Below are 12,764 nucleotides of genomic sequence, written 5' to 3' on the forward strand. Positions count from 1 at the left end.
TCCGAGAAAATATTCCTAAAAGCAAGTATGGAGCTTGCTATTGATGAAGAAGTACAAAAATACAAAGCCATACTTGGTGGTTAAGAAGCGGAGGTGAAGTGAAAAATGGCTCGTAATATAGGTGCAACTCTATCTTTGAATAATGGTAACTTTTTTACTAATATGAAATCAGCTATAAGTGCAAGTAATCAGTTGAAGAATACACTAAACGGCACAACGGGCGGTATGAAAAAGTTTGGTACACAATCATCTGCCACCGGAGGCATTGTCACTTCACTTGCATCCAAGGCCGCAGTGGCTATAGGTGCGTTTGTAGGAATAAAGCAAGCCGTAAATTTCGGTAAGGATGTTGTGAATACGGGTGTTGAGTTTGAGCAAGGCATGGCAAATGTACAGGCTATTTCCGGTGCAACAAAAACAGAGCTTGAAACATTGTCTGCAAAGGCAAAGGAAATGGGTGCTACAACAAAGTTCTCTGCTATCGAGGCATCTGACGCTATGAGTTATATGGCAATGGCCGGTTGGAACTCATCACAAATGATTGATGGTATATCGGGTATTATGAACCTTGCTGCTGCAAGCGGTGAGGAGCTTGCAAGTGTGTCGGATATTGTTACCGACTCACTTACCGCATTCGGCTTGAAGGCAAGCGACTCGACTATGTTCGCCGATATTCTCGCAACCGCCTGTGCTAAATCAAACACCAATGTTTCAATGCTCGGTGAGGCATTCAAAAATGTTGCACCGACTGCTGGAGCAATGGGTTACAGTGTTCAAGATACAACAGTTGCACTCGGACTTATGGCAAATGCCGGAATTAAAGGCGGCGCGGCAGGTACATCATTAAACGGTGTAATGACAAGACTTGCAAAACCGACAAAAGATGTTACAACGGCTCTTGATGCGTTAAACATCTCCGTTGTTAATGCGGACGGTTCAATGAAACCGCTATCAACGCTCATCCCCGAACTTCAAACAAAATTTGCAGGACTTACCGATGAAGAGCGTGGACAGTATGCGACTATGATAGCAGGCAAGAATGCGATGAGTGGATTTTTATCAATCGTCAACTCATCTCCGGCTGATTTTCAAAACTTATCAGATGCGATAAATAACTCAACAGGTGCAGCACAAGATATGGCAGACACTATGAACGATACCGTAAGCGGTAAGCTGACACTTTTAAAGTCACAATTCGAGGGTGTTAAGATTGCTATATTTGATGCACTTGGCAATTCGCAGTTCAAGGGTGTATTGCAATCGATGTCTGATGGACTTTCAGCTATTACTCCGTATGTGACAACACTGACTGTTGCAATCGGAAATGGACTATTCAGTGCAATAAATACAATCTACTATATTGCAAGTACTGTATTTAATGCAGTAAAAAGGGCTATCGAAAACAACTCTCCCGCAATAGAGAATTTGCGGTCTGCATTTGATAATGTTAAGAATTCTATTGTTAATGCGTTCGGTGGGAATGGGACGGCACTTATCCAAACTCTCGCAAATGTGATTGTACCGAACCTTTGTAATTCATTATCGTTGGTTTTAAATATAGCATCGGGAGTTATTTCTGCTGCAAGCACACTATCGCCTGTGATTGCAGGCGTGGCAGGTGCGGTTACGGCATACAAGATTGCCGTTGTTGCTGCTAATGTTGTTGAGGGTATACGAAACGGACTTATAGCCTTTTCTGCTACAATGACAGGAACGCAAGTAGCCGCTTTTGCACCACTCACTACCGCTACCATTGCACAGATAGCCGCTACTCAGGCACTTAATGTTGTAACAGGAGCTTTCGGTGCTATTATGACATTTGTAACTTCACCCATCGGCTTGGTGGTGATTGCGATTGGTGCGGTTATTGCAATAGGTGTACTTTTGTATAAGCATTGGGATACTGTCAAAGTCTTTGCTATGAACCTTTGGAACACAATAAAGAATGTGTTTGAGGGAATTAAAAATGCTGTTACTGAAAAAATTACTGCCGTAAAAAATGTTATCGGAAATGTTATGGAAGGTGCAAAAAATATCGCATCACAAAAACTTAATAACATTAAAGATGCGTACACACAGCATGGCGGTGGTATTAAAGGTGTTGTTGCCGGATATATGACAGGATTAAAGGAATATTACACCATAGGTTACGATGCTATAAACGCACTTACAGGCGGTAAGCTCGGTCAGATGGTCGAGGGTATAAAGAGTAAATTTTCAGAGGTGGTCAGTGCGGTCAGCAGTAAGATTGCAAGTATAAAAACACATATCAGCTCTATTGTTGGTAATGTGACAAGTACATTTTCGTCTGTATGGTTTACTATATCAAACACCTTTGAAAATGTGAAAAACAAAGTAGTTTCTATTTTCAATAACGTGAAATCTACCATTTCAAATGCTATAAATACTATAAAAGGGTACTTTAATTTCAGTTGGTCTTTACCAAAGATTAAACTACCGCACTTCAAGATAAGCGGTTCGTTTAGTTTGAATCCGCCATCAGTGCCGAGCTTTGGTGTTGCGTGGTATAGGAAGGGCGGTATTATGACACGCCCCACAATGTTTGGAATAAACGGCTCAAACGCAATGGTCGGTGGCGAGGCAGGTGCGGAGGCTATACTTCCACTTGATATGCTATGGAGTAAGCTTGCACAGGTGATGAATAGCTTGAATAAGGATAAAACACCTAATGTAAATAACTATGTGAGTGTAACGGTAAATACTGATGGTGCAAATGCTGATGAAATTGCAGATACTGTTGCAAAGAAGATTGTTGAGAGTATTGAGAATATGTAAAGAAATGCAAATATATGTTGAAATTTAAAGGGATATATGGTATAATAAAATAAAATATACAAAGGGGATATATATATTATGGCACTTATCAAATGTCCTGATTGTGGTAAACAAGTATCAGATAAAGCAGGTTCTTGTCCGAACTGCGGATGTCCGATTGCAAATATGCCAACAACTGTAAAAATAAGATGCTTATCGGATGATAGGCACGTTAAAAGAATGAAATTTGCTATAAGTGGTAGAGTTGTAGCAGAAGTTCCAGTGGGTTCAGTTGCAACTATTACAATTAATCAACCTACAACCGTAGATGTTACTATAGTTCTCGGAATTATAAGCGGTGGTTCGCCAGCAAGGTTTCATGCTATACCGGGTAAATGTTATGAGGCAAGATATTGCAAACCCGGACTTGCATTTTGGGAAACGCAAGTGCAAGAAGTTTCTTTTGTGTGAGAATAATATGATACAGTTACATAAGAGTTACTCATTTTATGTGAGTGGCTCTTTTTGTTATGGAGGAATTTATGGATATATATTTAAGTGTAAATAACCGAGCCGATGTAATGTGTCTGCCTGTGCTGCCATCGTCATTTACGATAAGCAAACCGCAATCAACAGAGATTTTTGAAACAGTATCACAAGGTGAACTTCAGCTTATAGGTGTTCCAAAACTAAAAGGCATTACAATTTCAAGTTTCTTTCCGGTTCGTGATTATCCTTATTTGCGTGATACTTCTATGAAAGGCTGGGAGTATGTGTATAAGATTGATACTTGGATAGAACAGAAACTTCCAATTCGTCTTGTTATAACAGACACTCCGATAAATATGGCTGTGGCAGTAAAGGATTTTGAATACACTATAAAAACAGACGGTGATTTGTGGTACACACTTGAACTTGAGGAGTTCCCTCTGCCAATGGAATAAGGCGGTGATACAATGGCTATCAAAAGCATATATGGAGATTCAGTAAGAAATGCGATACATAAGAAATTACAAACTGTCGGCGAAATATCGTCAAACGGCGGTTTTGCAGTTTACGCATCGGACATTGAAATAACAAAAAACATTGGTAATGTGTCTTGGAAAAACAGTATATACGAGCTTGCAACAACACTTTCGTTTGAAACAGCAAAGACAGACAATGCGTATCTTAAAGACCTCATATATACTCCCAAGCTCGGTGAGGTTATACGCATTGTGACAAATATTGAGGTATTCCGAGGTATCATAATAACAGTTGATGATGGTGACAGATACAAAAATAAATACACCGCTGTTGACCTTGGCTGGTATTTGAATAAAACAAGCCAGACATATCAGTTTAAGGATATATCGGTTGGTAATGCAATACGGGAAATATGCTCAGATTTAAGTGTTCCGATTGATTCGATTGCTGAATTATCAACCACAGTAACGCAGATATATTTTGATAAAACTGTATCGGATATTATAAAGGACTTGCTTTCAAAACAAGGCGGTGACTATAACTACGATTTCACTCCAAAAGGTTTAAGGATTTATAAAATCGGTGACCTTGTAGCGTATCCGGAGTTTAGATTGGCAAGTAATCTCGCACAGTGTTACTCACCAAATTTCAGAGGTGATGTCAGCCATTCGGAGAGTATTGAGGAAATGAAAAATGCCATAAAGATAGTATCCGAAAAGGATAATGTATATAAGGAAATAATGGTGTTGCAAAACAATGATTTGATTGATGAGTTTGGACTTTTGCAAAAGGTTATAAAGATTGACCCGGAAAAGGAAAATGCAGACTCTGTTGCAAACAGCGAACTATGGTGGAATGGTCGCATAAAGGAAAGCTACGGTTTTGAAATAATCGAAAAGTATGACAGCTATACACGAGCCGGAGAGGTTATATATGTTGATGATGTGCAATATGTGATTGAGAGTACTGACCATCGTTTGAGCAATGGTTGGCATTTTAATAAGCTGGAATTGCGAAAATGTATATAGACATATTTTTGGAGATTGCGGACAGATAATTGAATTGTATTATGAGTACAAATGTGGTATAATATTTATATAAATCAGAATTTGGCGAATTGCTTAGTTCGATATAATTACGTTTTTTCGTAAAAGTTATGAGATGGAAATAAATAGTGAAGAGGTGTATGCAATGAATACAGAAGATATTGAAAAAAGTTTTATAGAATATATAAATATCCATAAAGGTGTGTTCAGTACTTTTGGTAAGTTGGAATTTACTAATAGTAATAGAATCGGACAAGGAGGAAATGGACTAGTATATTTAGCAAAGATAAATGAGAAAGAAGTTGCAGTTAAATTTTTGATATCTGACTCTGAAAGAAAAATTATCAGGTTTAAGTCAGAATACTTTAATACAAATTATGTCAAAAATGAGTTGTGTAATATTGTTAATATGATACATTATGATGAGTTGGAAATCCAAGATGGAATTGTTATTCCTTACATTATAATGTCTAGATATTCGAAAAATTTGAAAAAATATAAAAATGAAAAAGGCGAAATTAAAGAAAAAGATTTTATATGTTTAGTAGATTTTCTTTTTTCAACATTGAATTCGATTCATAGAAAAGGTATTATACATCGAGATATTAAGCCTGAAAATATTTTAGTAGATGAAGAAGAAAAATTTGTAATCGCAGATTTTGGAATTGCTCATTTTGAGAAAGATAGCTTTCCAATAGATAATAAAACGAGAAAAGGCGAACGTTTGGCTAATATAGAATTTTCTGCACCTGAACAAATAAGCAATCAGTATGATGTGACACAAGCAGCGGATATATATTCAATGGCTCAAATTATGTATTGGTATATTTTTGGAAATGTGAATCGTGGGACAGGAGCAGAATATATTTCACAAAAATATAATTGGGATAATGCATATATTTATGACGATATTATTAACAAGTGTCTGAGAAATAATCCAGCAGAGCGTTTTCAATCAATAAACGAAATAATTGAATTTTATGATAACGAAAAGTCCAAAATGAAAGAATTAGATCCATTTGAAGACATGTATGAATTTCATGATGCGGTATTATCAGTTGTCCCCGAATTCTATAACCAAGCATTTGCCATTACAGATAAAGAAACTATGTATGAATTATTCAACAGTATTTTTGGATGTAAATACAATCAACCATTAGAGTTTAACACAGGTATAGGAAATAATGAGGTAGATTCAATAATCAAACTAGAAAATGATGATTTTTTGATGGGAACAAGACAATTAAATATTCGATGTGTTTGGGGGCTACTAACAGATGATGTTTATGATGATATTTTATTATTAGAAATAGATAAATCATCGCCATATATCATTGATGGAAAAGAGTGTTGTTATGTTGCGGTTATTGAAAATGAGGATATTGTTCCTTACAATGAAATTTCGAGTGGATATGTAAGATATAAGGGGAATGTACATAAAACTACTAATTTGAGAGTCCAAGAACGCTATGTAGGTAATGATTATAAAATAATTGCCATTGCACCATTTCATAGTTGTACCATTATTGAGCAAAATGATAAATTTTTAGAGAAATTACAAACTGTAGAAGTTTTGCAACAAAATGATATATATGAATTGAAAGAAAAAATACATATGAATAGAACTTACGATGTTTCTATGAGATTGTAATCTGATAATTGAATAACTTTAAGTTTATAAATTAATACACAAAAAGCGACTCGTAGTAGTCGCTTTTTCTATGCCTTGAAAGGAGGTTACAATGAACAACATTACAAAGCTTGCAAAGCATATCAAAGCAAGAGATAACCCTCTGCCGTATTCGCCGATGTTCGGTCAGATTATCTCATTGCCAAAACTAAAAATACGGCTCGGTACAAGAGTTCTTTTAACTAAATCTGATATAAAAGCCACATTTGATATTTACGAAACAGAGGTTATTGACGAACGAAGGCGGTATGTTAATCTTAATAAAACAGTTGTGCTGCTCCCATACTCAGGTGATAATAAATTCATTGCGATTGGAGTGATTGAGGAATGAAAAACACATATAACTTTGACTTCAAGCAAGGTGAGTTTGTATTTGAAAAAGGAACTGCCGTAGTTCTTACCGAACGCAATGCGTTGATGCTCTGGGTAGAAAAAGCTATCCGCACACAGATAGACAGGTATAATATGTACAGCGGTAAAAAATACGGTGCGTATATCGAGGATTTGGTAATCGGCAAAAGCTACGGCTTTGATTTTGTGGAGTCGGAGATGAAAAGAGAGATTGAAACTGCATTATTACGACACGAGGATATTTTAGCTGTAACAGGCTTTAGTGCTGTGCGTAGCAGTAGTGCTTTAAACGTAACATTCACCTTAAAAACAATATACGGGAATATAACGGAGGAATTTGCCTATGACATTTGATGAAATAATTGAATATATGCTTACGAGCGTACCGAGTGAATATGACACCTCGGTTGGCTCGTTTTTTTATGACCTTCTTTATCCTGTGGCAGAGCAAGTGTACCGATTGCAAGGTAAAATATCTGATTTGGATTTAAATGCCTTTGCTTTGACCGCTGTTGGTGAATACCTCGACCGCAAAGTGGCAGAGCAAGGAATAAAAAGAAAACAAGCCACTTTTGCAACAGGCATTGTGCGAATAAGCGGTGATGTGGGTGCGACTATTCAGAAAGGCTCGAAAGTCGCAGCTGATGAGGTTTTGTTTGCTGTTGATAAAACTACCGTTATACCTAACAACGGATATATTGACCTTCCCGCAACCTGTGTTATTGCCGGAGCTGTCGGCAATGTTAATATAGGTGATATTTGCTATTTTCCGGTAACACTTCCAAAGCTCACAGAGGTGACAAACATAACCGAATTTACAGGCGGCTATGATGAAGAATCCGATAGTGAGCTTTTAGAGCGTTATCTTGAAAGGGTGTCCCGTCCTAATGTGAGCGGTAACAAATATCACTATATCGAATGGGCAAAGGAAGTCAGCGGTGTTGGTGATGCCTCTGTCATTCCGCTTTGAAACGGTCCGGGTACGGTTAAGGTGGTTATTGTCGATAGCCTTAATCAGCCTGCGGATGATGATTTAATCGCAGCCGTTAGTGAGCATATCGAAACCTTACGCCCTATCGGTGCAAAGGTTACGGTGGTAAGTGCAAGTGAGCTTACAATTACTGTATCGGTTAATGTTTCAAACACTGTTACTGATGAAATGACAGAAAGCATTTCTGATGCAGTCAAGAATTATCTTTCCAAAGAGGCTCTTGTTAAAGGATATATTTCCTATGCAAAAATCGGTAGCATTATATTAGCTGTTGACGGTGTTGAGGATTACAGCTCCTTAAGAGTAAACAGTGGAACAAGCAATATTACGATTGCTGACGGAGCAGTTCCTGTGCTTGGGAGTGTGAGTGTGACATGATAGAGAAATTACCGCACTATTACAGAAAATCAAAAGTTGTTGAGGATTTATATTCCGTAGTGCAGAAAATCCTCGATAAGATTTCTGATGATATATCCGCAGAGGATTTGAAGCTGTTCATAACCACAACAACAGATTTCACACAGCACGAAAAGAATGTGGGCTTGACGAATATATCTGCCGATAATGAAACCAAACGTGCGAGGGTTCTTGCTCGTATTCGAGGAGGTCATGTGCTTACGAAAAAGGCACTAAAAGAACTCATATACATCTATGATAAAACGGGCTGTGAGATTGACGAGCAGTTTTCGAAGTACACAGTGACAATAGCGTTTACAGGCAGAAAAGGCAAGCCGTATAACCTTGACGAGATAAAGGTTGCGGTTGATGAGGTAAAGCCTGCTCATATCAGTATTAAATATGTATTTACTAAAAATACGTGGGCAGACCTTGCCGACAAGCTCAATACTTGGGGCAATGCAACATCGCTCACTTGGGGCGGTGCAGAAGACTATGACGGCAGAACTTGGCTGTATGTAGATGATAATGAAGTATATTTAAAAGAAGATGGAGCAAATGCATATGTGGTATTTATCGATAATGAACCATATGCACGATTACTATGAAAGGGTGACTTGATATGAAATACACACAGAATTATAAAATGAAATTACCAGAGCAACCGGATAAAATCAATATTGATGATTTGAACGATAATACCAAAACAATAGATGCCAAAATAGATGAGCTTGAAAACAAAACAGCAACTGTTACCTTGTCAAATACCTTTGAGGTTGTAAGTGCAAGTGGAACGGCTACATTTTATCATGGAACTACATCAGGCTTTTCACATATCTTGAGCAGTGTAGTAACTACCTTTGGTGAGGCGGTTTATCGAAATAGCTACGGCTCGTTTTCAGCAACCGCAGGAAGTACCATTTCACTTGCTATAACACTTGAAATCGTAGACGGTGTTATATATTGGGATGAATATTACAATAGCTACGAGGGTGGTGAAATAAGTATCGGTTCTGTTACGCTTACCCAAACATCAACAGGTGATACAAGCGGAACATTCTCATATACAAATGACGATGCATCCGAATCAAAGGAGCTTGAGCTACGTGATGCGATACTTGAGCTTGCACAGCAAATACAGAATTTGCGGAAAGGAATGATAAACAATGAATGAGGATATTCGTTTGGCAAAAGGTGAAGAAGTTGATGTGTTAAAGGCTGAAGTGGCAAAAAAGGTAAATAAATCAACCCTTGAAAATGACGGTTATTTAAAAAAGAAAATTGCCGGTGTACTTCCGTCACGCACCGCCGAGTTTGATTATGCAGACAGTAAATCACTGTTTCTTGCATCAAGCAGATGTACAGCTGAAATAGCTACAGATGCTGATGGTAATAAGTATGAGAAAATAATCACTGCGTCAAATGCTGCAAATAAATATGCCTTTGCGTATTTTGACATTTCAAAATATACCGACGGTGCAAAGCAAGTCATAATTGAATTTGATACACTTATCAAAGGTGACCGTTGGTATATTGGATTGTCGGATTTGGTATTCAGACCTGCCGAATCAAACAGAGGTTCATATGAAACTACGGGTGTTATTATATCCCAAGGCACAAAGGACGGTAACTATTATTATGTAAACACTGATTTAACTTGGAAAAATACCTTTTTTAATTGTTGGGTACATAGCAAGTACATCATAAACTTTGATATAAAAAAGGTGTCATATATAATATCGAACAGTACACCGTCAGATACTTTAAGTGACACACTTGATTTTATGGATGTAACGGTTAATAAGGTCACAGGTATTGAGGTTTACAGCTATGTAAACAATGCGGAAATGAGTATTGATAATATAGCTATAACGGGCATTTACTCCGAAGAACAGGATGAGAGTACAATATACATTGTTCCTGAAAACGGTGGATTTGCCGAGTATTTATATATCGACTCAAAACCCGTTTGCATCGGCAGAAGTGATATTGTAGGTGTGATTAATAACTTGCTCGAAAGAGTAGAAAAATTGGAAAACACATAAGAAATGGAGGTTTTAGGTATGAAAGGATTTTGGAACACAATACAGATTGTATTTGCAAGCATAGGCGGTTGTATCGGATATTTTATGGGAGGGTGTGATGGCTTGATTTATGCACTTATAGCCTTTGTGGTGGTAGATTATATAACAGGCTTTATGTGTGCGATAATTGATAAAAGACTTTCAAGTGAGATTGGATTTAAGGGCATCTGTAAAAAGATGCTTATTTTTATACTTGTCGGACTTGCGAATATACTTGATACTCAGGTAATCGGCACAGGCTGTGTGTTAAGAACAGCGGTTATATTTTTCTACATATCAAACGAGGGTGTATCACTGTTAGAAAATGCTGCACATCTTGGATTGCCGATACCCTCAAAGCTAAAGGATATTTTAAAACAACTCCACGATAGAGCAGAGGATGGTGATATTGATGAGTAACGCAAATAAACTGATTACCGAGGCTGAAAAGTGGGTTGGTTATCTTGAAAAGAAAAGCAACAGATATTTAAATGATTTCACTGCAAATGCCGGAAACAATAATTATACAAGGTTTGCTGTTGACTATTGCGATTACTTTGGTGAAAAGAAAAATGTATATCAGGCACAGCCTTGGTGTGCGATGTTCGTATCCGTAGTATTTGCTAATGCTTTCGGAGCAGAACTTGCCGAGAAAATGATCAATGGCCATTATGCCTATTGTCCGTATGGAGTAAATCATTTCAAAGCAGCGGGTATTTGGAAAACAAGCAATCCAAAACCGGGTGATGTGATAATGTTCCGCAATGGCAGCGGTGTTGCGTGTCATACGGGCATTGTGGTGGCAGTTGACAGCAAAAAGGTTTATACGATTGAGGGTAACACCTCATCGGCAAGTGGTGTTATAGCAAACGGTGGCTGTGTGGCGAAAAAGTCATACAGCCTTTCGTATAGCAAGATTATGGGCTATGGTGATATAAATTATGAAATCGAGGAGGACGAACTTATGAGCAAGGAATATGATGAGTTAAAAGCAGAGATTTCTGCAGTTAAAGCAGAGGTAGCAAAAACAAACAGTAAAATGATATATAACTATGTGGATGATAATATGCCTGATTGGGCAAGACCTACCATTCAAAAAATGATGGATAAAGGCTTTCTCAAAGGTGACGAGAATGGCTGCCTTGGCTTAACGGATGAATTGTTGAGGGTATTTGTAACCAATGACAGAGCCGGAGTTTATGACCACCGTTGGGATGGAAAAAGTGAATAATTGATATAAGCCTATGAGGATTTTTCTTCATAGGCTATATTTTTTATGCTGTAACTCCCTCTGTAAGATTTTGTATGTATTGCGAATTGACACAATATGTGTGGCATGATATAGTATATAAGATAAGGAACAAAAGTGAAACGAAATAATCGCAGTAGTAAGAATACGCAATTTCTACTACGTTTTTACTACGATTGACGGCATCAATTTGCCACATTTTGCTCCGTTTCGGATTTTTGTGACAGAGTGAGGGGTGAAAATAGGCATCTGATATACTCGGCAAATCGCGGCAAATCAGAGCAAAATATAGCATTTTAGGAGGCATTTGAAATATGATTAAGATACTTTTTTGTTGCCATGGGAACAAAAGACACAAGTGACTGGGCAGGCTCGGAAAATTCCTATACGCGCGTATGTGCGTATACGTGTGCGTGTTTCCCTCTATAAAATAGAAAAATAATTATATAGTAATTCTTGTGATACTTGTGTACTGACTTGATGCCCGTCTTGGATTTTTCCTTGGCGGGCATTATTTTTTTGCCCTTATTGAAATTTGTGGTTCTTGAATGATGTGTTTCTGTCCTTTCACTGTTAGAGGCGATGACCTCATAACGATGGGAGGTGTCAGCAGTGACAGAAAATCAGAAAGCGCAAATCTGCGCACTCCGAAAACAGGGTGCCGGATATATGAAGATAGCACAGCAGACAGGCATTTCACAGAACACCATTAAATCGTTCTGCCGGAGGAATAACCTCACTGGCACGGAGAAGCCAAATGTGCCTGTTGCAGACGGTTCTGTCTGCGAATGTTGCGGAAAAGCAATGGTGCAGATGGAAGGCAGGAAGAAAAAAAGATTCTGCTGTGATACCTGCAGAAATAAATGGTGGAATGCACATCTCGACCGGGTGCAGCGAAAAGCCATCTACAAATATAAATGCCCGAACTGCGGTAAGGAGTTTGAGGTATATGGCAACAGCCACAGAAAGTATTGCTGCCACGAGTGCTATGTGGAGCATCGGTTCGGAGGTGGTATTGATGGATAAGCAGGAATTCAGAAATGAAAAACTGTATCAGACCACCATGCTTATGGCAAGAAAGATGCTCTCCGAGGGCATTATTTCAGATAAGGAGTATGGGCAGATTGATACAATTTTTCGTGAAAAATACAACCCAACTCTGGGTACATTATTTGCCGACATATCGTTGACTTCTGGGGCGAAAAGAGTGATGTATAGTAGCGGAAGGAAGTGATTA

General features: G+C 38.0%; 15 protein-coding genes and 1 pseudogene. All 16 read left to right on the forward strand.

Annotation, left to right across the window (positions count from 1 at the left end):
- The first annotated feature begins 105 nt into the window (after positions 1-105).
- On the forward strand, positions 106-2,796 hold the full coding sequence (locus tag ACSAMO_RS00300; protein ID WP_499209519.1) for a phage tail tape measure protein: 2,691 nt from the start codon (positions 106-108) through the stop codon (positions 2,794-2,796).
- A gap of 78 nt (positions 2,797-2,874) precedes the next feature.
- Positions 2,875-3,246 (forward strand): hypothetical protein, encoded by a 372-nt coding sequence (locus ACSAMO_RS00305; RefSeq protein ID WP_499209520.1) that lies wholly within the window; start codon positions 2,875-2,877, stop codon positions 3,244-3,246.
- Positions 3,247-3,317: 71 nt separating this feature from the next.
- Positions 3,318-3,719 carry a hypothetical protein gene (locus ACSAMO_RS00310; protein WP_499209521.1) on the forward strand — a complete coding sequence of 134 codons (402 nt, stop codon included), beginning with the start codon at positions 3,318-3,320 and terminating at the stop codon, positions 3,717-3,719.
- 12 nt (positions 3,720-3,731) lie between these two features.
- Positions 3,732-4,769: an XkdQ/YqbQ family protein gene (locus ACSAMO_RS00315; RefSeq protein WP_499209522.1), complete on the forward strand. Its 1,038-nt coding sequence runs from the start codon at positions 3,732-3,734 to the stop codon at positions 4,767-4,769.
- Between the two features lie 163 nt (positions 4,770-4,932).
- On the forward strand, positions 4,933-6,438 hold the full coding sequence (locus ACSAMO_RS00320; RefSeq protein WP_499209523.1) for a serine/threonine-protein kinase: 1,506 nt from the start codon (positions 4,933-4,935) through the stop codon (positions 6,436-6,438).
- 91 nt (positions 6,439-6,529) lie between these two features.
- Entirely contained in the window at positions 6,530-6,808 is a 279-nt protein-coding gene (locus ACSAMO_RS00325; RefSeq protein WP_499209524.1) for a hypothetical protein, read from the forward strand.
- Complete coding sequence (locus ACSAMO_RS00330; RefSeq protein ID WP_499209525.1) at positions 6,805-7,182, forward strand: DUF2634 domain-containing protein; 378 nt, start codon at positions 6,805-6,807, stop codon at positions 7,180-7,182. Before ACSAMO_RS00325 ends, ACSAMO_RS00330 begins: the two co-directional genes overlap by 4 nt.
- A 16-nt stretch (positions 7,183-7,198) precedes the next feature.
- Positions 7,199-7,918 (forward strand): annotated as a pseudogene (locus ACSAMO_RS00335) (baseplate J/gp47 family protein); the annotation flags it as partial.
- A gap of 69 nt (positions 7,919-7,987) precedes the next feature.
- The gene (locus ACSAMO_RS00340; protein ID WP_499210106.1) at positions 7,988-8,197 is read left to right on the forward strand and encodes a hypothetical protein; all 210 of its coding nucleotides are present in this window, start codon (positions 7,988-7,990) and stop codon (positions 8,195-8,197) included.
- On the forward strand, positions 8,194-8,823 hold the full coding sequence (locus ACSAMO_RS00345; protein WP_499209526.1) for a putative phage tail protein: 630 nt from the start codon (positions 8,194-8,196) through the stop codon (positions 8,821-8,823). The genes ACSAMO_RS00340 and ACSAMO_RS00345 overlap by 4 nt, the downstream gene beginning before the upstream one ends.
- A 14-nt stretch (positions 8,824-8,837) precedes the next feature.
- Positions 8,838-9,389, forward strand: coding sequence for a hypothetical protein (locus tag ACSAMO_RS00350; RefSeq protein WP_499209527.1), 552 nt, complete (start codon positions 8,838-8,840; stop codon positions 9,387-9,389).
- Positions 9,382-10,260: a hypothetical protein gene (locus ACSAMO_RS00355; RefSeq protein ID WP_499209528.1), complete on the forward strand. Its 879-nt coding sequence runs from the start codon at positions 9,382-9,384 to the stop codon at positions 10,258-10,260. The genes ACSAMO_RS00350 and ACSAMO_RS00355 overlap by 8 nt, the downstream gene beginning before the upstream one ends.
- An 18-nt stretch (positions 10,261-10,278) precedes the next feature.
- Positions 10,279-10,698 carry a phage holin family protein gene (locus tag ACSAMO_RS00360; RefSeq protein ID WP_499209529.1) on the forward strand — a complete coding sequence of 140 codons (420 nt, stop codon included), beginning with the start codon at positions 10,279-10,281 and terminating at the stop codon, positions 10,696-10,698.
- Positions 10,691-11,509, forward strand: a complete 819-nt coding sequence (locus tag ACSAMO_RS00365; RefSeq protein ID WP_499209530.1) for a CHAP domain-containing protein — start codon at positions 10,691-10,693, stop codon at positions 11,507-11,509. Before ACSAMO_RS00360 ends, ACSAMO_RS00365 begins: the two co-directional genes overlap by 8 nt.
- Positions 11,510-12,139: 630 nt before the next feature.
- The gene (locus tag ACSAMO_RS00370) at positions 12,140-12,553 is read left to right on the forward strand and encodes an RNA polymerase subunit sigma-70 (RefSeq protein WP_499209531.1); all 414 of its coding nucleotides are present in this window, start codon (positions 12,140-12,142) and stop codon (positions 12,551-12,553) included.
- Positions 12,546-12,761 (forward strand): SHOCT domain-containing protein, encoded by a 216-nt coding sequence (locus ACSAMO_RS00375; RefSeq protein WP_499209532.1) that lies wholly within the window; start codon positions 12,546-12,548, stop codon positions 12,759-12,761. The genes ACSAMO_RS00370 and ACSAMO_RS00375 overlap by 8 nt, the downstream gene beginning before the upstream one ends.
- Positions 12,762-12,764: the final 3 nt, after the last annotated feature.

The organism is Ructibacterium sp. SJQ-7 (genome assembly GCF_054696575.1).